At 38.9% G+C, this 26701-nt stretch carries 27 protein-coding genes; 9 read left to right on the forward strand and 18 right to left on the reverse strand.

What is annotated here, in order from left to right; genetic code table 11:
- Nucleotides 1-5: 5 nt before the first annotated feature.
- On the reverse strand, nucleotides 6-539 hold the full coding sequence (locus LQ50_RS24200) for a Spo0B C-terminal domain-containing protein (RefSeq protein WP_052144517.1): 534 nt from the start codon (nucleotides 537-539) through the stop codon (nucleotides 6-8).
- Nucleotides 540-808: 269 nt separating this feature from the next.
- On the opposite strand from LQ50_RS24200, the gene LQ50_RS01570 reads away from it, so the two are divergent.
- The 5 genes from LQ50_RS01570 to LQ50_RS24750 all read left to right on the forward strand — a co-directional run bounded on the left by LQ50_RS01570 (nucleotide 809) and on the right by LQ50_RS24750 (nucleotide 4203).
- Nucleotides 809-1654 carry an ABC transporter ATP-binding protein gene (locus tag LQ50_RS01570; RefSeq protein WP_034625263.1) on the forward strand — a complete coding sequence of 282 codons (846 nt, stop codon included), beginning with the start codon at nucleotides 809-811 and terminating at the stop codon, nucleotides 1652-1654.
- Nucleotides 1587-2342: an ABC transporter permease gene (locus LQ50_RS01575; RefSeq protein WP_034625265.1), complete on the forward strand. Its 756-nt coding sequence runs from the start codon at nucleotides 1587-1589 to the stop codon at nucleotides 2340-2342. The genes LQ50_RS01570 and LQ50_RS01575 overlap by 68 nt, the downstream gene beginning before the upstream one ends.
- A 37-nt stretch (nucleotides 2343-2379) precedes the next feature.
- Complete coding sequence (locus tag LQ50_RS01580) at nucleotides 2380-3387, forward strand: aliphatic sulfonate ABC transporter substrate-binding protein (RefSeq protein ID WP_034625268.1); 1008 nt, start codon at nucleotides 2380-2382, stop codon at nucleotides 3385-3387.
- 414 nt (nucleotides 3388-3801) lie between these two features.
- On the forward strand, nucleotides 3802-3936 hold the full coding sequence (locus tag LQ50_RS24745) for a YrzI family small protein (RefSeq protein WP_084138579.1): 135 nt from the start codon (nucleotides 3802-3804) through the stop codon (nucleotides 3934-3936).
- 126 nt (nucleotides 3937-4062) lie between these two features.
- Entirely contained in the window at nucleotides 4063-4203 is a 141-nt protein-coding gene (locus LQ50_RS24750) for a YrzI family small protein (RefSeq protein WP_084138580.1), read from the forward strand.
- Between the two features lie 59 nt (nucleotides 4204-4262).
- On the opposite strand, the gene LQ50_RS01585 is transcribed toward LQ50_RS24750, so the two are convergent.
- The 7 genes from LQ50_RS01585 to hemE all read right to left on the reverse strand — a co-directional run bounded on the left by LQ50_RS01585 (nucleotide 4263) and on the right by hemE (nucleotide 13775).
- Nucleotides 4263-5717, reverse strand: coding sequence for a CoA-acylating methylmalonate-semialdehyde dehydrogenase (locus tag LQ50_RS01585; RefSeq protein WP_034625271.1), 1455 nt, complete (start codon nucleotides 5715-5717; stop codon nucleotides 4263-4265).
- Between the two features lie 23 nt (nucleotides 5718-5740).
- The gene (locus tag LQ50_RS01590) at nucleotides 5741-7072 is read right to left on the reverse strand and encodes a GntP family permease (protein WP_034625273.1); all 1332 of its coding nucleotides are present in this window, start codon (nucleotides 7070-7072) and stop codon (nucleotides 5741-5743) included.
- A gap of 25 nt (nucleotides 7073-7097) precedes the next feature.
- Nucleotides 7098-8285: an iron-containing alcohol dehydrogenase gene (locus LQ50_RS01595; protein WP_034625276.1), complete on the reverse strand. Its 1188-nt coding sequence runs from the start codon at nucleotides 8283-8285 to the stop codon at nucleotides 7098-7100.
- Nucleotides 8286-8436: 151 nt separating this feature from the next.
- Nucleotides 8437-10218: a sigma-54-dependent Fis family transcriptional regulator gene (locus LQ50_RS01600; RefSeq protein ID WP_052144518.1), complete on the reverse strand. Its 1782-nt coding sequence runs from the start codon at nucleotides 10216-10218 to the stop codon at nucleotides 8437-8439.
- Nucleotides 10219-10374: 156 nt separating this feature from the next.
- The gene (gene hemY / locus LQ50_RS01605; protein ID WP_034625278.1) at nucleotides 10375-11778 is read right to left on the reverse strand and encodes a protoporphyrinogen oxidase; all 1404 of its coding nucleotides are present in this window, start codon (nucleotides 11776-11778) and stop codon (nucleotides 10375-10377) included.
- Nucleotides 11778-12719, reverse strand: a complete 942-nt coding sequence (gene hemH / locus LQ50_RS01610; protein WP_034625282.1) for a ferrochelatase — start codon at nucleotides 12717-12719, stop codon at nucleotides 11778-11780. The genes hemY and hemH overlap by 1 nt, the downstream gene beginning before the upstream one ends.
- 15 nt (nucleotides 12720-12734) lie before the next feature.
- The gene (hemE, locus tag LQ50_RS01615; protein WP_052144519.1) at nucleotides 12735-13775 is read right to left on the reverse strand and encodes a uroporphyrinogen decarboxylase; all 1041 of its coding nucleotides are present in this window, start codon (nucleotides 13773-13775) and stop codon (nucleotides 12735-12737) included.
- Nucleotides 13776-14073: 298 nt separating this feature from the next.
- Between hemE and LQ50_RS01620 the strand changes: the two genes are divergently transcribed.
- Nucleotides 14074-15276 carry an EAL domain-containing protein gene (locus LQ50_RS01620; protein WP_034625285.1) on the forward strand — a complete coding sequence of 401 codons (1203 nt, stop codon included), beginning with the start codon at nucleotides 14074-14076 and terminating at the stop codon, nucleotides 15274-15276.
- 68 nt (nucleotides 15277-15344) lie between these two features.
- Here the strand turns inward: LQ50_RS01620 and LQ50_RS01625 are convergent, their stop codons facing one another.
- Nucleotides 15345-17489 (reverse strand): transglycosylase domain-containing protein, encoded by a 2145-nt coding sequence (locus LQ50_RS01625; RefSeq protein ID WP_308417907.1) that lies wholly within the window; start codon nucleotides 17487-17489, stop codon nucleotides 15345-15347.
- A gap of 241 nt (nucleotides 17490-17730) precedes the next feature.
- Here LQ50_RS01625 and LQ50_RS01630 point away from each other — a divergent pair, with 241 nt between their 5' ends.
- Nucleotides 17731-18174: an antibiotic biosynthesis monooxygenase family protein gene (locus LQ50_RS01630; protein WP_084138586.1), complete on the forward strand. Its 444-nt coding sequence runs from the start codon at nucleotides 17731-17733 to the stop codon at nucleotides 18172-18174.
- A 334-nt stretch (nucleotides 18175-18508) separates the two neighbouring features.
- On the opposite strand, the gene LQ50_RS01635 is transcribed toward LQ50_RS01630, so the two are convergent.
- From LQ50_RS01635 to LQ50_RS01655, 6 genes are all read right to left on the reverse strand, one after another.
- Nucleotides 18509-19141 carry a response regulator gene (locus LQ50_RS01635; protein ID WP_034625291.1) on the reverse strand — a complete coding sequence of 211 codons (633 nt, stop codon included), beginning with the start codon at nucleotides 19139-19141 and terminating at the stop codon, nucleotides 18509-18511.
- A 1-nt stretch (nucleotide 19142) separates the two neighbouring features.
- Nucleotides 19143-20192, reverse strand: coding sequence for a sensor histidine kinase (locus LQ50_RS01640; protein ID WP_034625293.1), 1050 nt, complete (start codon nucleotides 20190-20192; stop codon nucleotides 19143-19145).
- The gene (liaF, locus tag LQ50_RS01645; protein WP_034625296.1) at nucleotides 20189-20980 is read right to left on the reverse strand and encodes a cell wall-active antibiotics response protein LiaF; all 792 of its coding nucleotides are present in this window, start codon (nucleotides 20978-20980) and stop codon (nucleotides 20189-20191) included. Before liaF ends, LQ50_RS01640 begins: the two co-directional genes overlap by 4 nt.
- A 31-nt stretch (nucleotides 20981-21011) precedes the next feature.
- Nucleotides 21012-21161, reverse strand: a complete 150-nt coding sequence (locus tag LQ50_RS25295) for a hypothetical protein (protein ID WP_161784646.1) — start codon at nucleotides 21159-21161, stop codon at nucleotides 21012-21014.
- A gap of 151 nt (nucleotides 21162-21312) precedes the next feature.
- A complete protein-coding gene (locus tag LQ50_RS01650; protein WP_034625297.1) occupies nucleotides 21313-21894 on the reverse strand; it encodes a PspA/IM30 family protein in 582 nt (193 codons plus the stop codon).
- 21 nt (nucleotides 21895-21915) lie between these two features.
- Nucleotides 21916-22290, reverse strand: coding sequence for a LiaF transmembrane domain-containing protein (locus LQ50_RS01655; RefSeq protein ID WP_034625299.1), 375 nt, complete (start codon nucleotides 22288-22290; stop codon nucleotides 21916-21918).
- 261 nt (nucleotides 22291-22551) lie between these two features.
- Here LQ50_RS01655 and LQ50_RS01660 point away from each other — a divergent pair, with 261 nt between their 5' ends.
- Complete coding sequence (locus LQ50_RS01660; RefSeq protein WP_034625302.1) at nucleotides 22552-23277, forward strand: cytochrome c biogenesis CcdA family protein; 726 nt, start codon at nucleotides 22552-22554, stop codon at nucleotides 23275-23277.
- 48 nt (nucleotides 23278-23325) lie between these two features.
- Here LQ50_RS01660 and LQ50_RS01665 read toward each other — a convergent pair whose 3' ends face one another.
- From LQ50_RS01665 to LQ50_RS01675, 3 genes are read right to left on the reverse strand one after another with little or no spacing between them, the layout of a single operon-like run.
- On the reverse strand, nucleotides 23326-24060 hold the full coding sequence (locus LQ50_RS01665) for an EcsC family protein (protein WP_034625303.1): 735 nt from the start codon (nucleotides 24058-24060) through the stop codon (nucleotides 23326-23328).
- A gap of 26 nt (nucleotides 24061-24086) precedes the next feature.
- Nucleotides 24087-25301, reverse strand: coding sequence for an ABC transporter permease (locus LQ50_RS01670; protein WP_034625306.1), 1215 nt, complete (start codon nucleotides 25299-25301; stop codon nucleotides 24087-24089).
- A complete protein-coding gene (locus LQ50_RS01675; RefSeq protein WP_034625309.1) occupies nucleotides 25298-26038 on the reverse strand; it encodes an ABC transporter ATP-binding protein in 741 nt (246 codons plus the stop codon). Before LQ50_RS01675 ends, LQ50_RS01670 begins: the two co-directional genes overlap by 4 nt.
- A gap of 181 nt (nucleotides 26039-26219) precedes the next feature.
- Here LQ50_RS01675 and LQ50_RS01680 point away from each other — a divergent pair, with 181 nt between their 5' ends.
- On the forward strand, nucleotides 26220-26654 hold the full coding sequence (locus LQ50_RS01680; RefSeq protein WP_034625312.1) for an HIT family protein: 435 nt from the start codon (nucleotides 26220-26222) through the stop codon (nucleotides 26652-26654).
- Nucleotides 26655-26701: the final 47 nt, after the last annotated feature.

The following is a 26701-nucleotide window of genomic DNA, read 5'->3' on the forward strand; positions in this document are numbered from 1 at the left end:
TCACCTCAACTTCTCATAAACCTAGCGACTAATACACATTCAGACTCGTCCATTTCCACTAGCTCTACGTTTGGCTCCCATTCGCTTAGAAAATCAAGCCAGTCTTCCTTTTTCATTTGTAATGACCCTTGAAAATCAAATGTTACTTTACACTCGATGTCTGTGAATAAAAATGTAAGTAACAAATTATTTTCGGACTCTGTTGAACTTCCTTCTGTTAGCTTCTCCGTAATTTGCTTACATAATCGCAGCATACGAACTTCATCTTTTTCAAGTGAAAAGACGTCCCCTGCAACATCTATTTCTAACTTCAGTTTACTGCTGAACCAATTATACGTTAAAAGAAAATACACAACACTAGCTGCCTGTATTTCTGAAATTTTGCTCTCGCAAATCGATTGTTGTGTCACTTGATCAATAATTTCTTCAATGCGATCGTATCGTTTAAGTGCTAAATTCCCTTTTATTAACTGCATAACGTTCAACCAATCATGACGTGTTTGCCTAAGCGCCTTTAAGACATCTAATTGGTTATCCATTTCAGTCTCTCCCTTGTCCTCCATTAAAATAAGAATCGCTCTGTCCATTACATGGATTATCTTACCACAAAGTAACGAATAGAAACCATGTCTCTTTCACGTTCACATGAATTCTTACCTAATTATACGATACATAATCCTCACTAACCAACTCGGAAATCTAAGAAAACAATTGACAGATGCCGAACTTCTACATATACTAAATATCAGCTAAAACCTACTAAATCGCTATGAATTGTAAAGAAATTCCTTGAATGAGGAGGGATACGATGTCTGATGTAAAAATTACAAGCGTCGGGAAGACTTTTGAAAATAAAGATGAGCAAACATCCTATACCGTTTTCGATAATATTGACCTACATGTGAAATCAGGTGAGTTTGTTTCTTTGCTAGGGCCGTCTGGTTGCGGAAAATCCACATTATTAAATATCATTGCTGGGTTAGACCAAGCAAGTAGTGGCGCTGTATTAGTTGGAGATCGCAAAGTGACAGGCCCTGGTGTTGACCGAGGGGTTGTCTTCCAAGAAGCGGCACTTATGCCATGGATGACTGTGCTTGATAATGTGATGTTTGGGATAAAGAAACGTTACAGCAAAAAGGAAGCAAAAGAACGGGCTATTGAATATCTCAAGCTTGTACATCTTAGCAAATTCGTAGACTCTTATCCACATGAACTTTCAGGTGGAATGAAGCAACGTGTCTCGATTGCACGAGCTCTAGCAATGGATCCAGAAGTATTATTAATGGATGAACCATTTGGAGCGTTAGATGAGCAAACAAGATCGATGCTCCATAAAGAAGTACAATACATTTGGGAGCAAACAGGAAAAACCATTATTTTTGTTACTCATAATATTCGTGAATCTATCTTATTATCAGATCGAATTGTTTTAATGGGTGTTAGACCTGGTGGAATTATTAATGTTTTTGACGTTCCTCTTGCTCGCCCAAGAAAACCTTCTGATGAAGCATTCGCTGCATTAGAAGAAAAAATTAGCAAACAACTTGCAGGGGAAATTGAGAAAGTGATGAAGGAGGAAATGGGTGATGATTACCATAGTCAGAAGGCTACTCTTCTTTACAGCTCTCATCGCGATATGGGAGATCATATATAGACTTGATGCTTTTGGTACAAGAATGTTCCCGTCTCCCCTTCTTTCATTTGTAGAGTTATATAAAGGGTTTTTCGAGACTGGTATCTTAACTGCTGCCTTAACAACAAGTTTAGGACGTATTGGCTTAGGGTTTGCCTTAGCTGTGATCATCGGCTCTATTTTAGGTATTATATTAGCTACTTCTAAACTTGCCGATGAGACCCTTGGTTCACTTGTTGTCGCCCTACAATCCGTGCCAAGTATCGTTTGGTTACCTTTGGCCTTAGTTATGTTTCAAGGAGGAACAACAGCCATCCTTTTTGTTATCGTTCTTGGGGGGACATGGCCAATGACGATGAACGTCAGAATGGGGATAAAAAATGTCCAGCCGCTCCTTATTCGCGCAGCACGCACAATGGGTTATAAAGGGTATGAATTAATCTGGAAAGTAATGATTCCTGCTTCGATTCCATCTGCACTAACAGGGGTTCGTTTATCCTGGGCATTTGGATGGCGTGCATTGATGGCCGCAGAGCTTCTTGGTAGAGGTGGGCTTGGCCGGACACTTCTTGATGCACGTGACTTCTTTAACATGGAATTAGTCATTGCTATTATGATCATCATTGCTGTCATTGGTCTTATTGTTGAGTATTGTATTTTTAATCCAATTGAACGGAAAGTACTTAGTCGTTGGGGATATGCAAAATAGATCATTAAGTCATTTATAAAAAAAGGGAGAGAATACGATGAAGAAATGGTTTAAAGCAACTGGTATCGCATTAATGCTTGGAGCATTAACTGCGTGTGGAGCAGGAAACACAAGTGGTTCAGACACAGAAAGTGACGTACGTATTGGTTATTTTCCTAATCTTGATCATGCTGCTGCTATTATTGGAAAAGAAAAAGGATACTTTGATGATGAATTAGGCGAAAGAGGAGCTGAATATACTCACTTCCCTAACGGAAATGACTTCATCGAAGCACTAGAAACAGGTAATTTAGACATTGGTTATGTTGGACCAGGTCCAGCTATTAACTACTTCCTAACTGGTGGAGATATTGTTGTACTTGGGGCTGCAGCCAATGGAGCTACATTGATTGTTTCTCGCGAAGACTCTGGCATTGAAACACTTGAGGATTTTGGTGGAAAGTCATTCTGTACTCCTGGTAATGGTTGCACACACAATGTTCAGCTTGAAATGATGTTAAAAGACATTGGTTTAGAATCAAACCGTGTTGGTGGAACGGTTGAACACCAATCACGTATTGCACCTGCAAACATGGTTGCGATGTTTGAGCAAGGACAAATTGATGCAGCTGCTGCACCAGAGCCTTGGGGCACATACCTTGTAGAAGAGCTAAATGCCAATGTTGTTACAGAATGGAATAATGTTTTCTTAGGAGAAGAATTAGCAAGTGTTGTTGTTGTTACGTCTAAAAAATTCTTAGAAGAGAATCCTGAAGCTGTTGATGCTGTATTACGTGGTCATAAGCAAGCCGTTGATTACACACAAGAAAATACAGAAGATACATTAACAACGATTAACGATCACCTGTTTGATTTAACACAGAATCGCCTACCAGAAACGGTTCTTGAGAAAGCATGGACTCGTATGGCAGTTACAACAGAAACACACCCTGAGGCACTACAAGCTTGGGCTGATGCTTCTTATGAATTAAAATTTATGGATAAAGACCCAGACCTTACTGGCTTTGTTGATACTTCTCGTCTAGATGCGATTTTAAATCAATAAAATTTGAACCGCTCGAATCCTGTTGGATTTGAGCGGTTTTAGTCTATTGTCAACCTTTTGTGAAAATAGGCAAAAAAAATTCACATTTTATGTTTACATCTTACCAAACATTGGATATAATTCCTTATGAAAGCAAATTTGAGAGCAAAGGAGGTTGAACAAAATGATTAAAGGATTATGTAAACCCGCATTAACTTCATCTATCATGCGTTCAAAACCTGCCAGCCTCAAACTAGATCTTTTTTAAATTTCTATTTGGAAGCTGATTATTCAAGCCGCAGGTAGGACGTATACCTGTGGCTTTCTTGTATCATTTTAGCCACAGGAACGTTTTCCTGTGGTTTTTTGTGCCTAATTAAACTTCCAAATAATAGAAATTTTTACTTATCCTTCAAAAAGAAAGGCGGTGATCACATGACTTTTTCCTTTTTACTTTTCACAATCACTATTAAAAGACGAAAGTATACTGGTGAGGAACTCGAACGTTTAGTGAGACAACAAAAGTTAGACGAATACCATAATCAACAGATTCACAAATTTATGCAATAAATCTAATACAAAATTACGAATAAGGAGGTAATGAATATGATTTTTCTAAAAGGGATTGTTTTACAAGGCTGGTACGAACAGGTGAAAGGCCTCACCTAAAATGACCAATTACAGGAGGCATCTTTGATGACATTTCATTTTATCTTATTTACGATTACTATTAAGAAACGTCAATATACAGGGAAACAATTAGAACAAATGGTAAGACAACAAAATTACTCACAAGAACATCAAGAGCGTATGGCTCGAATTGAAAAATGGAAGTAAAAATAAAGATTGCCCTTCAAGGTCAAATTTGACCTTAAAAGGGCAATCCCCACTATTTCTTACCAACGTGCTGTTAACATCTTCTTTCTTGTATAAAAGTTCAGTCCATCTTTTCCGTTTGCATGAAGGTCTCCGTAAAATGAATTTTTCCAACCAGAGAATGGGAAGAATGCCATTGGTGCTGGTACATTCACATTCACTCCAAGCATACCTACTTCAATATCCTCACGATACTGACGAACAGCTGCCCCACTATCGGTATACAATACAGAACCATTCCCAAAATCAGATTCATTTGTCACTTCAATCGCTTCTGTCAAATCTTTCACACGAACAATCGATAAAACAGGTGCAAAGATTTCGTTTTTCCAAATATTCATTTCTGTCGTTACATTATCAAAAATCGTTGCCCCTAAGAAGAACCCATCAAGGTCCTGACCATCTGGACGGCCATCACGTACAAGTGTAGCTCCTTCTTCTATTCCTTCTTCAATCGCAGCGTTAACCTTATCTAAATGCGATTGACGAATAACCGGACCAAGATTAACAGATTTATCACAACCGTCCCCTAATACTAATTGATCTGCTGCTTCTTTTAATCTTGAAATTAACTCATCTGCAATATCTTCTGTCACCACGACTACAGATGTAGCCATACAACGCTGACCTGCACTTCCAAATGCTCCACCAACAATTCCTTGTACCGTCTTTTCCATATTGCAATCAGCTAGAACGATCGAGTGATTTTTCGCACCTGCTAATGCTTGAACTCGCTTTCCATAACTAGCACCTGTTTTATAAACATATTCAGCTACTGGTTGGGATCCTACAAATGAAATAGCTTTAACATCTTTATGCTCTAGTAATCCGTTTACAACATCATGTGCCCCATGAACTAAGTTCAGCACACCTTGAGGTAAGCCAGCTTCTGTAAATAGTTGCACTAAGCGCTCTGCAAGTAACGGCGTGCGCTCAGACGGCTTTAACACAAACGTATTTCCACAAGCAATCGCTAAAGGGAACATCCAACAAGGAACCATCATCGGGAAATTAAATGGTGAAATTCCCCCAATGACTCCGACTGGATAACGATACATCCCTGATTCAATGCCAGTAGCGATATCAGGTAACATTTCTCCCATCATTAAACTAGGTGCCCCTGCTGCAAATTCAACACATTCAATTCCTCTTTGTACTTCTCCATAAGCATCATCATAACACTTACCGTTTTCTTTCGTTATTAAACTAGCAAGTTCTTCATAGTTTTCCATTAAAAGTTGTTGATATTTAAATAAAATGCGAGCTCTTTTAGGAACCGGAGTCTTTTTCCACGTTTTAAAGGCTTCTTTTGCTGTTTTTACTGCAAGGTCGACATCTTCCTTTGTAGAAAGTGGCACACGAGCAATTTCTTCTCCTGTTGCTGGATTTGGAACCACCTCAAAATCAGTTGCCACCGACTCAACCCATTCACCATTAATATAATTTTTTAATACAGATGTTGTTGTTACAGTCATTTTCAAAACCCCTTTTCATTTAATTAAATATAAAATAAAGAATATAATACAATCGCTAAAATTAGCGCAATTGTCGGTAAAATAACACTTACACAAAAGATCGGTAAATAAGCTCTCTTATGTGTTTCTCCACAAATCGCTCTAACTGTTGTAACGACGTAACCGTTATGTGGCAAGGAATCTAATCCCCCTGAGGCTAACGCCGAAATCCGGTGCATCGAACCAGGATCGATCCCTTTTGCTAAGTAGATCGGTGCTAATAAAGGCAGAGCAATTCCCAGTCCACCTGATGCTGAGCCTGTGAGTCCACAAATAATGGTTACCCCAATAGCTAAACCTAAGAGTGGTGGACCTGAAATATTTACAAGAGCATTAATAAATGTATCAAAAGCAGATACTTGAGCAGCCACACTTCCAAATCCCACAACTGCACAAGTATTAGCAATGGCTACTAGCGAATTTTGGGTGCCTACCGCTAATGACTGCCAGTATTCTTGAACAAATTTATAGTTAAATCCCCAAACCGATAAGATACCAAGTATTAACGCGACAAGCGCCGCTGTCTTTGGTGCCATATAGAACGAAAGTATGTTGAGTACCGCAATCACAATAATCAGTGGCAAGATAGCCAAAAATGCATTTGGTAAGCTCTTCTCCGTTGTAGCAGCGATTTCCTCTTCGGGTTTTTCAACAGAATAGAACGGGCTAGATCTTGGTAATTCAAAGACTTCTCCATTTGCTATTGCCTTTCTAACTAAAAAACGTAACCATAATCCACCAACTACTGCTATAAATACCCCTGTAAAAACCCCAACCCATCCACCTGCAGTAGGTGTCGTACCAAAGAACTCTGTTGGAATTAAATTTTGAATTTCAGGCGATCCTGGTGATGTCATCGTAAAAGAGATTGACCCAAATACCAATGCTGCCGGAATAAATCTATGCGGGTAATTAGCTAATCTAAATAACGAAACAGCAATGGGATAAACGGTAAAGCCTACTACAAATAAACTTACTCCACCGTATGTCATAATCGCGCAGGCACCTACGACGGCAAATACAGCCCATTGAGGTCCCATTGTTCGACTGACCCAATTAGCAATTGATTCTGCTGACTTTGTATCTTGCATTACCTTTCCAAAAATAGCCCCTAAAAGAAAGATCAAAAACCAATTCGCAAAATAACCCGTAAACCCTTCCATATAGTAGCCTGCCATTGCTGTATTTAGGTTTAACCCTCCTGTTACGGCAAGTACAATCGAGCAAAGCAATGCTGCAACAATAATGTTAATTCCTCTCATAGTTAGAAAGATTAGAAGACCTAGTGCGACAAATAACCCAATCATGCTCAACATCTTGTTTCCCCCTAAAAAGTGTTAACTACACTTTCTTCAATAAATGTTCGTATACATAAGCTTGACGATACAAAGATATAATTTCTTCTTCTGTAGGAACCTTTGGGTTATTTGCTGGGCTTCCACTCTCGATAGCATCTTTGGCCATTTTTCCAAGAACTACTTCAAACTCTTTTTCATCCACACCCCATGTTTTTAAATTAGGGATATTCAAGCTTTGACATAGCTCTAATATAGTTGTAACGACTTTATCAGCCATCGCCTCATCTGTAAACCCTTTCACCTCCGGATATAAAAATTGTCCTATTTCTGCTAAACGTGTGATGCATGAATCTTTTGTATATTCTAAGATCGCAGGCAATAACATCGCATTTGATATACCATGAGGAACATGGAATAGCGCCCCTATTGGCCTTGACATCCCGTGGACTAGGCAAACCGAAGCATTTGAAAATGCGATTCCAGCCTGCATCGAACCGTAAATCATCTTATCCCTCGCTTCAACATCTGCTCCATTGTGATAAGCGGTTAATATATTTTCTGTTATAAGTTTGATTGCTGATAGCGCCATATGATCCGTAAATGGATGTGCTTTTTTAGAGATATAGGCTTCCAACGCATGAGTTAAGGCATCTACTCCAGTTGCAGACGTCGTATTTTTAGGTGAAGAAACCGTCAAAACAGGGTCCACGATCGCAATCTCTGGCATAAATGCAGGTTGTTTAATCATCATTTTTACATCATTACTTGTATTAGTAATCACCGTCACATCGGTTGCCTCTGAACCAGTACCTGCCGTTGTAGGAATCGCTACTAATGGCAAAGGATTCACTTTTGCTAGCGTTTGCAAATTCATGTAGTCACTAATTTCTCCACCGTTTGTTGCTAAAACGGCTACAGCTTTTGCTGTATCAATGCAACTCCCTCCACCTAAAGCTATGATCACGTCGCATTGTTCTGCCTTCGTTAGTTCAAGCGCTTCATAAACATATTTATCCGTTGGTTCACTTGCAACTTCTAAATAATCAACAAAATCAACACCTGAATTCTCAAGCAAAGAATGACATCTTTCTAAATTTCCTAATTCTTTCATTACATAATCACTAATTAGAAGTGCCTTCTTCCCTAGCTTTACAGTCTCTTCTCCGACTTTTGTAAAGCTGCCCTGTCCATAGAAGATACTTTTAGGCAAGTGGACTGTTGCTACATTCATCTTAATTCCTCCTTTTTGCTTTCATTTATGACAATGCAAAATATGTGCCAACTTTCTCATTGTTGAAAATATGCCATATATAACGAAAAGAAAGAAAATAAAGTGTAGCGAAAAAGATACACATCTGTAGATATGTATCTTTTTCGCTACACTATTTTACATTGTATTGCTTTAATTTCTTATGAAGCGTGGTTCGATGAATCCCTAAACGCTTAGCCGCTTCAGTCTTGTTTCCTCCAACCTCTTCTAAGATTTGCTCGATCAAGAGCTTTTCTTTCTCGCTTCTCTCTAATTTAAGTGGTGGTACATTTATATTCCTTTGTTGATCTTTTATAATTGAAGGGAGATCGATCGGCTTAATGACTTCTCCATCAACTAACGTAACAAGTTGTTCTGCCGTATTCAGAAGTTGCCGAATATTACCTGGCCAATCATAAGACATCAATAATTCCATTGCCTTTGGATCCACCTTTTTTACTTCTACATTATTTTCTTTGGAAAATTGTTTCAAATAATGAGAAAAAAGAATCGGAATATCTGCTCGACGTCTTCTTAATGAGGGAATTTCTAATTCAATGACATTAAGCCGATAATATAAATCCTCTCGAAACGCTCCTTCCTTCACCTTTTCATGTAGTGTGTGATGTGTGGCAGCAATCACTCTTACATTGATAGGAATCTCTTCGCTCCCTCCTACTTTCATGACCTTTCTCTCTTCTAATACACGAAGAATTTTGGTTTGCATATGCTTAGGCATGTCTCCGATTTCGTCAAGAAAAATGGTTCCCCCATTAGCCAATTCAAACTTTCCTTGACTTCCACTTTTTTTGGCTCCTGTAAATGCTCCCTCCACATACCCAAATAATTCTGATTCAAGTAGATTTTCAGGGATAGCTGCACAATTAATAGCCACAAAAGGGCCTTCTGACCTTCCACTTGATTGATGAATTGCTTGGGCAAATATTTCTTTTCCTGTTCCCGTTTCTCCAGTAATTAATACGGTTGCATTGGTCTTGGCCGCTTTTTTTGAAAGTCTTTTGCAAGCATACATTTCATCGCTTACACCTAAGATTCGATCAAAAGTGTTCATAGAAGACAATTCAGCTTTCCTTGTCTCCTTACTAGCAGTAAGTGAAGAAGGATGATCTTTCGTTGTTTGAGTGGCATGTTCTAAAATACGGTACAACTCTGAAACCCCTTCAAAAATCAACATCCCAATCGCACCAACTAGCTCATTATTTTGCCAAATCGGAATGCGGTGAACAATCATTTTTTGACCTTGAATTACTTGAACTTTCCCTCTTTGTGGAACACCCGTTTTGGCCGTAATATGGAGCTCTGTATTATCAATGACTTCTGTAACATGTTTCCCTATAACCTCATCTGATAAAATCCCTAAAAAATTCCGATAAGCTTGATTCAATTTCACGACAAAGCCGTTGCGGTCGACAAGAACAACCCCTTCATAAGCAATATCTAGTATAATATCAATGACATTCACATTATGCTGGATCGAGCTGATTAAAAATTCTTTTGCCATCAATACTTCACGTAAGCTTATCGAACCAACTAATTTCTGATTTTGGTTTACAACTGGAACCACTTTTTGCGTTAAGGAGATCTGTAAAATCGATGCATCTGGAGTAATAGTCGGAGGTGTCTCAAGCCAGTCTATATCAATTTGACGTTCAATTGATATTCCATTTGCATAAAGACGATTCATCATTTGTTGAGTCATAATCCCGACTATTTCATGATCTTGGTTAATGACGATTAAATCGATATTTTTATGCTGCATCAACTCAAGCATGTCTCGTATGGAATGGTTTTCATATACAACGAAATGAGGGGGGACCATCCAATGAAGGACTTGCAGCTCTGAAAGTAAATCAGCCTCATCGATAACACTTAATTGATCAGTAGAATTTTCCAACCATCTGTCTCCTTTCTATTTTTATGTGTAAGAGAGCACTGAAAAAGGAACAAACGTCCGTTTTCAGTGCTCTCTAAAAATCTTCCTTTTCTAGTACCCTCATAGTTCTTCGTAGCCAAACGAGCATAAGAAATGAGATAAAACCTTAATGATTTATCACCTATTTAGAATTTGTTCTACAACTGCCTCTCCTTGAGAAATACAATCTGGTAACCCAATGCCATCATAACCTGCACCTGCAAGATACAAACCAGGCAAATTGCGGACGATATCTTCTTTCACTTTTGCGATTTTATATGTATGACCAACATTGTATTGTGGCATCGAACTAGGCCAACGTTTAATAATGAAAAACTCTGGGTCGCCTTCAATGGTCATGATTTGCTTAAGATCATAAAGAACCGCACGTAAAATTTCCTCATCTGATCGAGAAACAATCGCCGAATCACCCGCTCGCCCTACGTAGGCTCGAAGCAGTGCATAACCTTCTGGAGTAGCGTGCTGCCATTTATTATGTGTCCATGTACAAGCCGTAATGGTGTGATTGCTTTTCTTTGATACAACAAATCCCGTTCCTTCATATGGACATGTGACTTTATCCTTCTTATAGGCAAGAGCAACCGTCGCGACGGTTGTTGATTCCATCTCATGAAAATAATTAAAATATGGATAATCCATTAATAAGTTCGCCGTTACCATTGGTGGGGTCGTAACAATGACTGCATCATATATCGCATTTTCACCAGTTGCAAAGCTTAGCTGGAAATGGTTTTCTTGCTTTACTACCTTTGTGAGCTCACTTGATTTATGAACTGAGCTAGGGTCGAGCTTTGCCTCAATGGCATCTATGAAGGACTGTAATCCTCTTCTAAATGACAAAAACATCCCTTTACTTTTGCCAGCCTCCGATTGCGAGTTAGGTTGCTTCCCCTTTGCGCCTTTCATTCCACGTATGAGACTACCATGTTTTTGCTCAACTTGCAAAAACTGAGGAAAGGTAGCTTTCAAGCTTAACTTATCAAGATTTCCGGCATAAATACCAGATAAAAGTGGCTCAATGAGATTATCAACCACTTCATTTCCTAATCTCAGACGAAAGAAGTGGCCAAGAGAGATATCCTCATCTTTAGCCGTGACACGTGGGTAAAAAAAGTCGCCAGCAGCTCTTAACTTCCCAATTGGTGAGAACAAACTTGTATGTAAAAATGGCTTAATCTCTGTCGGAATGCCCATAATTGCTCCACCAGGGATTGGATGAAGGGTCTCACCTTTCAAAACATAGGCTTGTCCTGAATCATTAAAAAGAAGTTCATCTTCTAACTCAACTTCTTTTGCTAGCCTTGTCATGCAATCCTTTCTTGCTAAGTAAGAATCCGGACCCAGCTCAATCACAAATCCATTTTCACGCACTGTCTGAATCTTCCCACCAAGTCTCTCGCTTTTTTCATACAAGTCATAGGAAATGTCTGCACCACTCGCTCTTGCTTTTTCCAGCTTGAAAGCAGCAGCCATCCCGGTCATTCCACCACCAATGATCGCTATTCTTTTACCCTTTCGCATCACAAAAATTCACTACTACTCTCTGCTAGCTTTTTTTTGACAATTGTTGCTAAACATTCAAGAAATTCTGGTTTCGCATTTGGCATCTCAGGACGGTAATAATCAATACCAAGCTCATCTGTTACGACCTTACATTCAATGTCATTATCGTAAAGCACTTCTAAATGATCAGCTACAAACCCAACCGGACAATAAACCATCGACGTATACCCATGTTCTTCATAAAGATCTCTCGTTAAATCTTGAACATCCGGACCTAGCCAAGGATCAGGGGTATTCCCTTCACTTTGCCATCCAATGGTATAATTCTTAATTCCAGCTTTTTCAGCAATCAAGTCAGCTGTTTCTTGCAATTGATCTGGATAAGGATCACCCATTTTCGTAATTTTCTCAGGCAAGCTATGCGCTGAAAAGATGACACAGGACTTGTCCTTATCCTCAATTTTAGCTACTGTTTGTTTCACTTGATTTACCCAATAATCTATAAACAACGGCTCATCATACCAGCTATCAACGCTATAGATTGTGGGACCGTCTACATTAGCTGATTCCTCCTTGGCTCTGCCATTGTAAGACTTCACGCTATAGGTAGAAAAGTGTGGCGCAAGGACTAAGCTAACAGCTTCTTCAATCCCATCTTCTTTCATTTGCTTTACAGCATCCTCAATAAACGGATCAATATGCTTCAAACCTAGGTACGCTTTAAATTCAAGATCCTCAAATTCACGATTTAATTGTGCTTCTAAGCCATATGCTTGATCTTCTGTAATTTTAGCTAAAGGACTAATTCCACCAATAGCTTCATAGCGCTCCGTCAAGTCTTCTAACGCTTCATCAGAAGGTCTCCGTCCTCTACGGATATGAGTATAATACGGTTCAATTTCTTCTTTCTTTCTTGGCGTTCCATAAGCCATGACTAATAAACCTATTTTTTTCTTCATTCAACTCACCTCAAGTTACATCTTGTTCTTTGAATAATCGTGGACAAAAGCTGTTAATCTCCTTAACGTATCTGGACTAACTTCTGGAAAGACACCGTGTCCGAGATTAAATATAAAGTTAGGATTTTTCATTCCTTGATCTAATATCTCTCTCGCACGTTCTTCAATCACATTCCATGGAGCTAACAAAATAGCAGGGTCTAAATTCCCTTGAACGGTCTTCTTAATACCTAACTCTCTCGCTTCTTGTACCGATAAGCGCCAATCAAGACCTACGACATCTAATGGTAAGTCATTCCATTCATTCGCTAGATGACTTGCTCCTACACCAAACATAATAAGTGGTACATTTTCTTGCTTAAGTTCTGCAAAAATACGGTTCATAACCGGCTTCACAAATGTGCGATAATCAGCTACATTTAACGCCCCTACCCATGAATCGAAAATCTGAATCGCTTGCGCACCCGCAGCAATTTGTGATTTCACATATGTAATGGTCATGTCGCCTAACTTATCCATTAATAAGTGCCATGCCTCTGGTTCGGCATACATAAATGCTTTTGTATTATTGTAATTTTTAGATGGACCTCCCTCAATCATGTAACTAGCAAGAGTAAATGGAGCTCCTCCAAAACTAATTAATGGAACCGTTAATTGTTCACGCAACAGCTTGATCGTGTCTAATACATATGTAACATCCTTTTCGGGATTAATGGTTCCTAATCTTTCAACATCTGCTTTCGTCCGAATTGGATTATCGATCACTGGACCAATACCAGACTTAATCTCTACATCTACTCCAATAGCTGGTAACGGTGTCATGATATCTTTATACAAAATAGCTGCATCGTTATTATATTGATCAACAGGTAGTTTAGTCACATACGCACATAGTTCCGGTTGATGTGTAATCTCAAAAAGAGAGTATTTCTCTTTAATTTTTCTATATTCAGGCTGGGATCTTCCTGCTTGTCGCATATACCAAACAGGTACATGATCATGAGCTTCTCCTCTACAGGCCTTTAAAAAAGTATCGTTAAACATCTTCTGATCCATTCTGCCACTCCTTTATATATCTTTCATTCCTATTTTACTTGAATACATTCAAAAAAGCATTTTATACAACTTTTACTATAATGACCGAATCTAGACGTGTATAGACAATCAGAACAACTGTCATAAAATAGATGAATGTTTGAAGACCTCTGAAAAAGGTGATTTTCACCTTTTTCAGTGGCCTTGAATGGTTGACCCCATTTCTGGATGAAACCTTGTTAGATAATCATACAAACAAAACCAATTAGCATCGTCTTTTGTTAGAATAAATAACAGTGACGATTATAGGAGGAGAAAGATGACATTCACCATTCCTACACCTTTATGCGCAGAACTAATCATCCCTTTCTATCAACCCATTATTGGAGCCGATCAACAATCTATTGTCGGCTATGAAATATTAGGTCGTTATCAAGTTGCTAGTACAATCTATAGCCTAGGTAGTTATTTTCAAAATGATAAAGTGAATCTTGACAGTAAGAAATATGCAGATCGTTGCGTGCGAACGAAATCACTAGAAATGATTGAACATGCATCACTTTCTAACAAGAGCTACTTTTTCAATATTAACCCAAGCTTTTTTACAGAGGATGAGGACACACTCTTTTATGAGCAAGTGGTAAAGGTGTTACAAACAAAAAACGACTTGAAACCACATCACTTCGTTTTAGAAATCACTGAAGCTAATTTCTCAGATCATAACTCTTTGTTCTTACAGAGATTAACTAAATACCGTGAACTAGGGTGCAAAATTGCTGTTGATGATTTAGGGAAAGGATTTAGTAACCTAGAAAGAGTTGCTTCGTTACGACCGAACATTTTAAAAATTGATCTCTCCATCGTCCAAAAAAGCGTTACTAGTCAATCCCACCGTGACGTTTTGCATGCCCTTTCGATTCTTTCACAAAGGATTGGTGCTGAGCTTCTATTAGAGGGAATTGAGACGATCGAGCTTCTTAAGAACGCCTGGTGGCATGGGGCCCAATATTATCAAGGATATTACTTTTCAGAGCCCAAAGCTATGCCCATTGAAGAAATGGATTGCCTTCATCTCTTTCATCACCAATTGGAGTCCATGATCGAAGGAAAGATCGCCCACTTACATGATAAATCCATTTTAGAAGAAAACTTAAACATATTGATGAAAAAGAACATCGTAAATATTAGCCATACAAAAAAGAATTATGATGGTTTTATCGAGAGTATCTATAGCCTTTTACCTTCTAGTTGCTTTCGAATCTATATTTGCAACCGACTCGGGTACCAGCTATCAGGAAATCATGTAAATCACGATCAATCAAATTGGAAAATCAACCATCGCTTTCGCAATAAAAATTGGAGCTGGCGGCCATACTTCCTTCAAAATATTATTAACATGGAAGTAAACCAAAGAGGCTTCCTTTCTGATTTATATACAGATATTGAGACAAGAGACATCGTTCATACATTCTCCTTCCCCATTCAAAAGAACACTTACCTATTTATTGACTTAGCTCTATAGGGGTGGATCCCTAAAGTCTTATTTGGCTCTTTTTGGATCCACCTCTGACTTCTTAAGCCAGCCAAGCGTTAATGAAAACCTAATCTAAACTTCACCTCTGCTACATTTGAACTCATTCCTTCTTGATCGGTGATCGAATTATATGGAACCACTTCATATTTTTTTGAAGAAAATGGGTTTTTGCTGTTAATAAAAAACTCTGTTTGCCCAACTACTGTCGCCATCAGCGTTCTTTCACCTTCAGTATACTCATAAATATGATAGTAGATTCTCTCATCAGTTTTGCCACTCCAATTAAGATGAATACTAGACAATCCTCTTCCTCCAATTGAAAAAGTAGCTGTTAAGTCATCAATTGAAGGGAGTTCAACAGGTGGTGCAAGCTCCTCGACCTCATCAGGCTTCTCAAATGCACCCCCACGCAACTGAGCAGGAATGGAATTAATTATATCTTTATATAATACAGTAGGGTACGCGCTCCCTCCAAGAAGATGTTGCTCACTTGTAGTCGTGTCATAGCCCATCCAGATGGCCCCAACAACAGCCGGCGTATAACCGACGAACCAGGCATCCATAATAGCCCCTTCTGTACCTGGATATGAGGTTGTACCCGTTTTTCCAGCAAGAGGACTCAGGACCTCTCCACTTTTCCCTGTACCAGTGTTTACTACAGCTTCAAGCATTCTCGTCATATACCATGACGTTTGAGGCGATACTACCTTCTCACTTCTACTCTCTTCACCATTTAGTTGCTTTCCATCTTGGGTGTAAATAGCCTTAATAAAAAACGGTTCAACTTGACTCCCGTTATTAGCGAAGACACTGTAGGAAGAAGCGAGTTCAAGAGGGGTTACCCCTTCTGATAATCCTCCTAACGCAATAGCTAGTCCCCTGTCATTTGTGTGAATTCCAAACCGATCCAGCGCTTGAACGGATGTGTCAATCCCAATTTCATTCATCAACCAAACAGCTGGTGCATTAGAGGAATGAGTAATGGCATCATACATCGTCATTTGTCCTACATATTCTTGATTATAATTTCTCGGAGTATAACCGTCATACTCAATTAATTCATCAACAAGCAACGAATAGGGGTGATATGTCCCAAGCTCCATTGCTGGTGCATAAACGGCTAGAGGCTTAATAGCAGACCCAGGTTGTCTTTGCACATTCACACGATTCAACCCTTTTCTGACATACTCCCGGCCACCTTGCACGGCGAGAACTCCTCCCGTTTTTGAATCCAGGAGAACCATAGCTGCTTCTGCATCCTCATTGCCATTTGGGAAATAGCGATCGTCTTGTAGCTTTTGAAAAGAATCCATTTGAACTTCTTTGTTCATGGGGACAACGATTTGATAGCCTCCAGTCAGAACTTCTTCATTCGTTAAGTGATAACGATCCCGCGCTTCATCTAGCACCATATCAATATACGTTAAATAGGCTTCGTTTTCCGTCAGCCGATTTTGGTTCACTACAACTGTTCGTCCCCGTAAATGCTTAGCCTCTGCAGCTGTTAATTTGCCTTGCCTCTCCATTAAGGTTAAGACGAGATCTCGCCTTTGTTTGCTTTGCTCCGGATTAGTAATAGGCGAGAATGAGTTTGGGGCTTTTGGTAACCCGGCAAGGAGAGCCCCTTCTTCCTTTGATAACTCCTGTACATCTTTATTAAAGTACAAATTTGACGCAGCTTGTATCCCATAGGCACCATGACCAAAATAGATATGGTTTAAATACATTTCGAGCAGTTCATCTTTGCTATATCTTCGTTCTAAATTCATAGCAATTAATACTTCATTCGTTTTTCTTAATAATGTCTTTTCATTTGTCAAAAAGACATTTTTGGCAAGTTGCTGAGTGATTGTGCTTCCTCCCTCAACTTTAGCTCCAGCTAGCAAATCCCGATATAATGCTCTTGCAATAGCGCGAATGTCTATCCCTTGATGGTCATAAAAACGCACATCCTCCACAGATATAAAGGCTTCCTGTACATAATCAGGTATGTCGCTAATGGCAACCGGCTCTCTATTTTCAATATAAAGTTGGGTTAAGACCTCTCCACTTTGATCAACTAGAGACGTCGTTGCTTTCATGACTAGTTTTTGATCATCTATTACATATTTCCCTGCGAGTATAACACTTAAATAAATGATAAGAGCAAAAAGCGTCATTCCTACAACAGCTAGTAACCCTAAGAACATTTTCTTTTTCAAAAAATACACCCCCTAAAAAGATGGATCCACACATATCCTAACGGTTCCATCCATTGCCTCCTAGTTCAGGACTCTTGAGGCATTCCTCTCTCTCTTAACTACTATACCCCTCTATTACTAGTTCATAACAGTTGCAAAGCAAATCTTCTACAGCTAAACTTATTTACGAATAGAATCTACTTTTCGTTTCAACGTTCGATTATAGGAGGTGCCTCAAGTGAAAAATGCTAGTATTGTACAAATGAATAACGACACACCACAACTTAATGGCATTATAATGCAAGGAGAAACGGGACAATTTGTTTATGTTGAAGAAGTCTCTGAACTTAGTACAGCAAAACATTATGACATCTTGAGCGAAACGGGAACCATTCATAACAAAGGGTTTGTTGTGATCAACAACATTCCAGTAAGTGAAGAAGGACGTCCTTCTTTTGAAGAACGTTTTCGTAATCGCGCTGGATTAGTAGATGGGGAGCCTGGATTCCAAGCAATCCGGATTTTACGTCCTGTTAGTGATGATACATACGCCATCATGACAATTTGGGATGATGAGGATTCATTCAAGAACTGGCAAACATCCAAATCGTATGAGAATGCACACAAGAAACGTGGAACACAGCAAGCATTACCTACTACCATTTTCCCACGTCCCTCATTTGTCACGACATTCAAAGTTGGTTAATAAAAAGCCCGCTGAAAAAGGTACGATTTTCACCTTTTTCAGCGGGCTTTAAGCAATGAGCGGAACCGTTGCTTTGTCTTAAGGCTGCTACGAGTGGGTTTCATAGGTGCAAACTTGCTTTGCACCGGCAGCCGACTTTAGGAGGCTCATGTTTCTCGTAGCAGGCGCGCAACGTGTGGAGCCATTGCTACTTCCTCGAATTTTGCTTTGGTACGATTTTTACCTTTTCAGCGGGCTTTAAACCAACAGGTGTAGCCGAGGAAGCTAAGCACCTCCCTGCGAAAATAACCTATAAAAAAAGAAAACATGCAGCAAACTACTCCCTGCATGTTTTCTACTTTACCAATCCAGACCGATGCGCATAAACAGCCATTTGAGTACGGTCTTCTAACTCAAGCTTTTGTAAAATATGACTCACATGGGTTTTGACGGTTTTAATCCCAATGAAGAGAGTTTCTGCAATTTCTTGATTGCTTTTTCCCTCCCCAACAAGCTCAAGCACTTCTCTTTCTCGTGGAGTAAGTGAATCATGCAATGGTTTTTCTTTATTACCTCGCATGCGATTCATCATCTTATTTGTGACCTGTGCTTCCACAACGGACTTACCTTCTACTGCTCCACGGATCGCCTCAGCGATTTCGATTGCCGACGATGTCTTAAGTAAGTAACTGAATGCACCAGCTTCAATAACCGGGTACACTTTCTCATCATCAATAAAGCTCGTAAGTACAATCACCTTGCAACTTGGTCGTTCCTTGATAATTTCTGCAGTAGCAGCAATCCCGTCCATCTCATCCATCACTAAGTCCATTAACACAACATCAGGTTGAAGCTCTAATGCTGCGTTAACTCCTTCCCTTCCATTACTTGCTTGCCCTATAACTTTTATATCTGGTAACGTAGATAAGTATGCTGATAAACCCATTCGTACCATTTCATGATCATCCACTAACAAGACTTGAATCATTTCACTCACCCTTCCATGCAATGGGGATATTTACTTCAATTTGTGTTCCTTTATTGGAAACTGAAACAATCTGAAGCGTACCGCCGATTTCAGTCATCCTTTCTTTCATCGTATGTAAGCCATAAGAGTTTTTCTGGACATTTTTCACGTCAAACCCAACACCATTATCGATAAGCTTTATTTTTAGATCTTGATTCGTTTGCCTAAGCTGGAGCTCTAGTTGTGTTGCTTTGGCATGCCGCAAAACATTCGAGATGGCTTCTTGTACCATTCGAAAAATTTGATCTTCTATTCCTTTTGGGATCATCATATTCTCTTCAATCGTTACCGTGACATCCATCCCATACTTATCTTGCATCTCATTAAATAATTGGTGAATACCATCCTTTAAACTTTTTCCTTCCAAATGTGCAGGTCTTAGGTGAAGAAGCAATGCGCGCATTTCGGCTTGAGCCGTATTTGCCATTTTTTCAACCATCTTTACTTGTTCCACACTTGGATCAGATGTCTGTATCATTGTTTGTTTTATGGCGGCCGTCATCATAGAAATCGCAAACAGCTGTTGACTCACCGCATCATGCAAATCTCTTGCTAAACGCTGACGCTCTTCTGATACCGCTGCTTTTTTGACTGTCTCCTGCATCGCAGCGCGTTCGCTAGATAAACGCTGCAAGGAGGCAACTTGCTCTTCAAAGTTTTGAGCCATTCCATTTAATCGCTTGGCAAGCTCGGCTATTTCATCTGCCCCTTCGACTTCCACCCTATGAGTAAATGTTCCTCGCTCAAACCTAAGTGCGCCATGTCCTAATTGATCAATTCTTTTCCTGATTGGATCTGCTTGAATATAACCGCCGATCATTCCGGTAATGACAATAACAATGAGTACCCAAAAAAAGAGCGGCATCCCCATCAGTTGACGATCAAATACTAAAAGTAAGCCACGAGATTCGTCATAGGTCATAAGAAAGAGCAAAAGAAAGGCCAAAATAAAAGTTACAATGATACTATGGCGGATAAATTGCCAACGAATGCTTACTAAACGTTTTCTCATATCGCCCTCACCTTCACGTCGCCAATGAAAGTAGATAAGATAAGCTTGACTCGTCTCGGTGCTTGTTTATAATCTTTTGATGCGATACTAAGTTGTTGATTAATTCCTCCATGGCTTTCATGGAAAAGAGAAACTTCTCCAATGATAGAAGAAGCTTGGATAGAAACGGCTAAATCCTCGGGTACATAAAAGTCAACTTCGCCTATTAATGCTTGAACAACAATTACCGTTTCACCTTCAGGAATAATAGCCCTTGATAAATCAATTCGAACTTCTCCGATGCCATTCCAAATGGTTAAGTCATTTAATTCAAACGCTTCTCCTAAATAGTGAACTTCTCCAATTAAGCTCTTTCTCATTGTCGGTGTGAAGACCGTCCTGTTATCTTTTGTCCGTTTTGGTTCATCTTCCACTTGAGTTTTTTCATTGAATTTATGGAGCTTTCTCTCTGCTTTTCTTAACTTTTTTTCGAGTTTATCGTGCACCTTCTCGCTATCATCTTTTTCTTTACTAGGCGAGCGGACTAAACGAATGCCAAAATAAAGTGCTGCAATCGCGATAAGCAGCCCCATAAAATTCATTCCTAATAATTGATCAAAAACAATGCTAGCACTAATAACAAAAAAGACGAGACTAATGAAATTATGGTTTCTTTTATAAAAGAACAGACCCATTACAAAGAAAATGAGCGGAGCAATGAAGTTTCCTATTGATAGATTCATCGTGTTAACCAAAATATTGAAACCAATGATGACAAAGATAAGTCCAAATAACGTTTGCTTCTTCATGCTCCATCTCCTTTCATTTAGTGCTCATGAATTAAAATATCTCTAAGTCGTTAAACATGTTGATTGGATGCAATCCATTCCCTATTACTCCAGTATAGAAGCTTGAAAACGGAGAGGAAAGGATCGTGATTAAGAGGATTAAACCTATTACGATTAATATCATCCCTACTATCACCTTCATATTCCCCCTCCTTGCATTCATTTACACATTATAACTATATAAGACTTTTTGTTATTCGCCTAGAATATTTTAGAAATATTTTATGGGAGCAGGTGAAGCATGAAACAACTCCTCCTCCGACATTAGTCGTACTTGTTCAATCAAGTACCTCCTACAGTTGTTCTCTTAACTTATTCATTTCTATCTCAATCTCACTCTCTTTTTCCCACTCAGGTTCTATTAGATTTAAGTCACTCCAATTTTTAGATTCTTCTGTTTCAGTTCCTTTTTCATTTGATTTCATTTTTTCACTTTCTTTTACTGCTTGAACTCGTACAATTAACTCCATCTGTTTCTCCTGTAATTGACTGTATTTTGTTTGGAGTTGTTCAAGCTTAGAGGTTTTTTCACGAATGGATTCCTCATGTTGTGCTAACATTTCTTCAAATTGATTCATTTGCTTCCATACTTCTTTTTTGTTGAACAATATTTTCCGTGCGAGCTCCTCATCATCTGCTTTCAAAGCAATGCGAGCTTGTTCTTCTCGCTTTTGGAACAATTCACGCGCTAATGTTAAATCATGCTCTAATGTTTTTTTTCGTACTACCTCTTTTTTTACCTCTTGTTCGGCTTGTTCCACTTGTTCCTTCACATCTCGGATATACTGCTTGACCATAATAGCAGGTTCCTCTATTCGTTCTAATCCTTCATTTATATACGCTTTAATTAATTGATTAATTCGTGTTCCTAGCATGTTATTGTCCTCCTTCTTTCATTAGCTTCGAAAATTCTTTATCGATTGTATCGAATGAGCTTTTGTTTTTTCTTTGACATCCTCATGATCGTCACTAACACTTTCCTTTGTTTTCATAAGCTTGTAGCCACCATAAACTAAGAAAGCACCAATCAACAGACTAACAATTCCGCCAAGCCCCCCAAGTAACATTAAAGCACCAAATGTCACTAAAATAATACTTGAAAAAGACCACTGTCCCTTGTCTTGCCATTTGGAATAACCCCAGTAGAGAAGAGCTCCACCAACCAGTAGGCCAATTATTCCTCCTATATTCACACCAATCATTCCAAGAAGAATATTAAGACCTATAAAAATTAGGAGTATTCCACCAAAGAATTTACTTGAACGTTTCATTTCATTTCCTCCTTTTCTTAACTACTTTTATTGTAGGGAAAAAAAGAGATCTTGAAGCCAACCTGTAGAATGGTTTCATCTCCGCCTTAAGACTGATCTTACTACTTTGTGAACGTTTTTGAATTGGGCATTATCCTTGTAAAGAATCAGCTATAATAAAGACAAGTTAAAAAATTGATTCATATATCTGGAATGGACTAGAATAGAAATGTAGTATCGACATGTTTTTTAGATTTATTTTACTTTAAGGATGTGTTTGGAATGGCTGAAGTTTCGATTTGGCTCGCCTTTTTAGCGGGGGTGATTTCCTTTTTGTCCCCTTGCGTTTTCCCGTTAGTACCAGCTTATTTGGCTCAATTAACAGGAAGCAATATTTCTGATAATCAAATAAACGCTGATCGTAAATTAATTTTATCAAGAAGCATTGGCTTCATATTCGGTTTCACAATCGTTTTTCTCCTACTAGGTCTTTCTTCCACATTTATTGGTCAAGCTTTCTTAGGAAATAGACAGCTTTTCGAACAGATTGGTGGGATCATCATCGCTGTTTTTGGCTTACAAATGATGGGTGTGATCTCGATCCGAATGCTTTTAAGTGAAAAAAAGCTATCAGTTAAACCGAAAAAGACGGCAAGTTTTGCTAATTCTGTTCTGCTTGGATTTTTATTTGGGACGGGTTGGTCCCCTTGTATCGGACTTGTCCTTTCGTCGATTCTCTTTATGGCTAGCCAAGCAGACACGATGTGGGCAGGCGTATTTATGTTATTTATTTATTCAATCGGTTTAGGGATTCCATTCCTTTTAGTAGCCCTTCTTTGGTCCCGTTCCTTAAATAAAGTCCGGGTATTGAATAAGTGGCTTCCTACCATTCAGAAAGTAAGTGGTGGAATTATGGTCATTTTAGGGATCTTGCTATTTACAGGCCAATTTGCTGTGATCTCTGCTTATTTAAATCGCATCTCTCAATCCCTACCATTTACGATTTAACCTAAAATAAAAAACGAGGTTGACTAAGATTAGTCAGCCTCGTTTTTTTTATTCCGGTAATGACGACAACCACCTTATGCGGTATCCATTCATTGCGGTTTCTCCTAACAGGTCAAGAAAACGATAATTAGCAGCTGCTCCCACCACCGCACCAAACCCCGGGATCAGTTGAAGCATTTTGGGTAAATCAATGTAATCACGATAATCAAGCTGAAACGACTTCCAATCAAACGTAGCTAAATACTCATCTTTTTCTGGGAGTTTTTCCTTTTCCTTTTCCCATTCTTCTAATTGTATGATTAAATCTGGTCGTTTTTCTTCCCTAGCATACGTTAATTGAAAAAGATACAAAACAAACAATCGCTCTTTATAATCTCGCACATCATAACCATAGGCAGAAGCAACGTCAAATAAAAACTTCATTTTTATACTTAAGAGTAAAGGAAAATCAGCCATCCCAAGTAAGATTCCTCCTGCCCCTGTTCCAGCTCCTTCTAAGGCAGCCGTACGCTTATACGTTTTTATTATTTGATGGACCTTTTCCTCTCTTTGCTCTAAGCTCAATGCGACTTCAGGCTGTTTTTTTGTTGTATATTCAGATCCTACTAGCGTTGCGTGGACCATATTTTTTATACTTGCTGTTACAACAGAGTGAACCTTTTCAGGAATGAGATTGTTCATCTTAGATTGCAACCCTTTTGTATATCGTCCCATCATTGAAGGTCGTTTCTGCAACTTTCGCTTCCATCTTTTTAACTCGTCTTCAATCTCCTTTTCATACATATCCCTCTCTCCTTTTAACATGATGACTATTGTTTTCTTCTTTTATGAATTAGTCTATGACTGCCAACATAGCTATATACCCCACCCAAAATAAGGGCACCCCCAGCAACCAAGAGAGAAGACGAAGCTAGCAATACTCCTAATAGAACAGAGGTCATAATCAATAGCAATCTGAAGGATAATTGTGTCAGAGCTCCTGTTTTTTCCGTATCTTCTACAGGATACAAATCAACCCACATATTCGTATCATAATGATACCAAAGGGTAGATAGTTGAGTTGTGACCATATGCATAAATAGGAGAAGAACGACAACTTGAAGCCATCCTGTAGGGAGAGCAAGAAGAATAACGGCTGCTATTAGAACAAGCCTTACATAAATGCCAAGATAGTCGTTCGCCCGAATAAAGGATTTCACAAATAAATAGTGATAGACTGATTTTTTAGAATCGATAAGAATAGGCATAAACCCCTTCAAGTATGTCCTTGGCCTCACTTTATTTCGCAATTGCGGAACATCTGTAAATGCATTCGCAATTCGGTAAAAGAAGAACAACATTTCTTGCTCCACTTCAATTAAATGATCCCACTTAATCGAAAGTTTCTTAGCTAGTTTCTGATAATACATCACATAAAGGCCTGCCATGATTACGAATATAGCTAGAACAAATAACAGGCTAGCTCCGGAAAAAAGCAAATAAGTGAAAACAAGATTTATGATCCCGCGCAATAGAAAATGAGAACGTCTATCTGACTCACTTTGAAAACGTTGCTCCTCAAAACTAGCTATTATATTCCAACCTTTTGCTGCAATTAAAAGAACGAACACTAGCAACAAGCTGCCAGCCTCAGCAGCTAAATACTCCGAAAATAACGGAGAAAGAACAACTAAGGCTAGGAGGATGATTCCACTTTGCAGCCCAATGCTGTACCATTTAGATGCTTGAAAATAAGCGCCGAGTTTTGATTCGTATGGCAAAAGAAAAACGACATCCGCTGGTTTCACAAACGTTCGAACACCACTTCTTGTTAGCAAATGGGCAAACACCGCAACAAACACCCAAACCGCGGGAAATGATTGTGGCAACCAATCGAGAAACACACTATAATAGTAGCTCCCTATAATGATCAGCACATAGACCGTAAACAAAAAACCACTGTTCCCGATTAAACGCAAATAGCGTATCGCCATATTCCAATAGGCATTAACTCGCTCTTTCCATAACGTCATTCCATCATTCATACGAGTTCTTCCTTTGTCATTTCAATATAAATTTCATCCAAGGTTGCTTGAGGAAGCTGCAATTGGTGACGCATTTCATCTAGAGTCCCTTCTAGCACAACCTTCCCTTGATGCAAGATGACAAAGCGATCACAGTAACGTTCAGCTGTTGCCAATATATGCGTCGACATTAAAACAGCTGCTCCCCTCTTTTTCATATCACTTAACAACGTTAAAAACGATTGAATCCCAATTGGGTCTAGTCCAACAATTGGTTCATCGACAATGTAGACAGGAGGTTCGATTAAGAATGCACTCATAATCATGACTTTTTGACGCATTCCTTTAGAGAAATGACTCGGGTACCACTTTTTCATTTTCCCCATTCGAAACTCAGTAAGCAGCTTTTCTGCTCTCTCTTCAAATACATCTTTCTTAAGTCCATAAGCTAGCGCCGTCAGCTCTAAGTGCTCCCACAACGTTAACTCATCGTATAGAATGGGTGTTTCAGGAATATAGGCATACGAGCGCCGATATTCATTAACATCATCTTGAAACGTTCTTCCTTCAATCGTTACTTGTCCTTTTTCTGGTTGGAGTAATCCTAATATATGTTTAATCGTTGTACTCTTCCCTGCCCCGTTCAGTCCAATTAGTCCAACAATCTCTGAATGATTGACATGAAATTGAACATTATGTAAGACAGGCTTCTTCGGATGGTATCCACCCGTTATTCCTTCTATTTTTAAAACTGACATAGTTAACAACTCCTTTGCCTCCTTATCTTACCAAAAGTCCAGAATAGTTCTCTAGTGTAATGACAAAGGCTTGCTTTCTTCGACACACTTTTTTCAAATTTAATGAGTGCTTGACTGACTTGCAAGTCAGTCAAGCACTCATGTATAGTGAGATTAGACAAATTATGGGAAGGGTGATTTGATGACGACTGATTCTAATTGTATCTTTTGTAAAATTGTGCAAGGAGAAATCCCTGCATTCAAAGTTTATGAAGACGAGCATGTACTAGCTTTTATAGATATTAGCCAAGTAACAAAAGGGCATACGTTAGTGATTCCAAAAGCTCATCACCAAGATCTTTTTGATTTACCTGAAGAGAGTTCAAAACACATTTTTGCAGTTGTTCCTAAAATCGCTAGAGCCATTAAACAAACGTATCAAGCAGAAGGCTTGAACATCGTTAATAACAATGGTGAACTTGCTGGACAAACAGTCTTTCATTACCATGTACACTTAATTCCACGTTATGGAAAAGGTGACGGATTCGGTGCGGTATGGAAAGATCATAGTGCTGAATACAAACCTGAAGATCTACAGCAAATAGCGAAAGAAATAACCGTTTTTATGAAGAAATAAGTAAGAGAATCGTGGGCACTGAAATAGACCATTGAAAAAGGTCACAT

Source organism: Halalkalibacter okhensis (genome assembly GCF_000787375.1).
Lineage (GTDB): Bacteria > Bacillota > Bacilli > Bacillales > Bacillaceae_D > Halalkalibacter > Halalkalibacter okhensis.

Bases quoted from the DNA above. Each gene is read 5' to 3' on its own strand.
- LQ50_RS24200 (WP_052144517.1), bottom strand. From the start codon at position 539: ATGGATAACCAATTAGATGTCTTAAAGGCGCTTAGGCAAACACGTCAT.
- LQ50_RS01570 (WP_034625263.1), top strand. From the start codon at position 809: ATGTCTGATGTAAAAATTACAAGCGTCGGGAAGACTTTTGAAAATAAA.
- LQ50_RS01575 (WP_034625265.1), top strand. From the start codon at position 1,587: ATGATTACCATAGTCAGAAGGCTACTCTTCTTTACAGCTCTCATCGCG.
- LQ50_RS01580 (WP_034625268.1), top strand. From the start codon at position 2,380: ATGAAGAAATGGTTTAAAGCAACTGGTATCGCATTAATGCTTGGAGCA.
- LQ50_RS24745 (WP_084138579.1), top strand. From the start codon at position 3,802: ATGACTTTTTCCTTTTTACTTTTCACAATCACTATTAAAAGACGAAAG.
- LQ50_RS24750 (WP_084138580.1), top strand. From the start codon at position 4,063: ATGACATTTCATTTTATCTTATTTACGATTACTATTAAGAAACGTCAA.
- LQ50_RS01585 (WP_034625271.1), bottom strand. From the start codon at position 5,717: ATGACTGTAACAACAACATCTGTATTAAAAAATTATATTAATGGTGAA.
- LQ50_RS01590 (WP_034625273.1), bottom strand. From the start codon at position 7,072: ATGTTGAGCATGATTGGGTTATTTGTCGCACTAGGTCTTCTAATCTTT.
- LQ50_RS01595 (WP_034625276.1), bottom strand. From the start codon at position 8,285: ATGAATGTAGCAACAGTCCACTTGCCTAAAAGTATCTTCTATGGACAG.
- hemY (WP_034625278.1), bottom strand. From the start codon at position 11,778: ATGCGAAAGGGTAAAAGAATAGCGATCATTGGTGGTGGAATGACCGGG.
- hemH (WP_034625282.1), bottom strand. From the start codon at position 12,719: ATGAAGAAAAAAATAGGTTTATTAGTCATGGCTTATGGAACGCCAAGA.
- hemE (WP_052144519.1), bottom strand. From the start codon at position 13,775: ATGGATCAGAAGATGTTTAACGATACTTTTTTAAAGGCCTGTAGAGGA.
- LQ50_RS01620 (WP_034625285.1), top strand. From the start codon at position 14,074: ATGACATTCACCATTCCTACACCTTTATGCGCAGAACTAATCATCCCT.
- LQ50_RS01630 (WP_084138586.1), top strand. From the start codon at position 17,731: ATGAATAACGACACACCACAACTTAATGGCATTATAATGCAAGGAGAA.
- LQ50_RS01635 (WP_034625291.1), bottom strand. From the start codon at position 19,141: ATGATTCAAGTCTTGTTAGTGGATGATCATGAAATGGTACGAATGGGT.
- LQ50_RS01640 (WP_034625293.1), bottom strand. From the start codon at position 20,192: ATGAGAAAACGTTTAGTAAGCATTCGTTGGCAATTTATCCGCCATAGT.
- liaF (WP_034625296.1), bottom strand. From the start codon at position 20,980: ATGAAGAAGCAAACGTTATTTGGACTTATCTTTGTCATCATTGGTTTC.
- LQ50_RS25295 (WP_161784646.1), bottom strand. From the start codon at position 21,161: ATGAAGGTGATAGTAGGGATGATATTAATCGTAATAGGTTTAATCCTC.
- LQ50_RS01650 (WP_034625297.1), bottom strand. From the start codon at position 21,894: ATGCTAGGAACACGAATTAATCAATTAATTAAAGCGTATATAAATGAA.
- LQ50_RS01655 (WP_034625299.1), bottom strand. From the start codon at position 22,290: ATGAAACGTTCAAGTAAATTCTTTGGTGGAATACTCCTAATTTTTATA.
- LQ50_RS01660 (WP_034625302.1), top strand. From the start codon at position 22,552: ATGGCTGAAGTTTCGATTTGGCTCGCCTTTTTAGCGGGGGTGATTTCC.
- LQ50_RS01665 (WP_034625303.1), bottom strand. From the start codon at position 24,060: ATGTATGAAAAGGAGATTGAAGACGAGTTAAAAAGATGGAAGCGAAAG.
- LQ50_RS01670 (WP_034625306.1), bottom strand. From the start codon at position 25,301: ATGAATGATGGAATGACGTTATGGAAAGAGCGAGTTAATGCCTATTGG.
- LQ50_RS01675 (WP_034625309.1), bottom strand. From the start codon at position 26,038: ATGTCAGTTTTAAAAATAGAAGGAATAACGGGTGGATACCATCCGAAG.
- LQ50_RS01680 (WP_034625312.1), top strand. From the start codon at position 26,220: ATGACGACTGATTCTAATTGTATCTTTTGTAAAATTGTGCAAGGAGAA.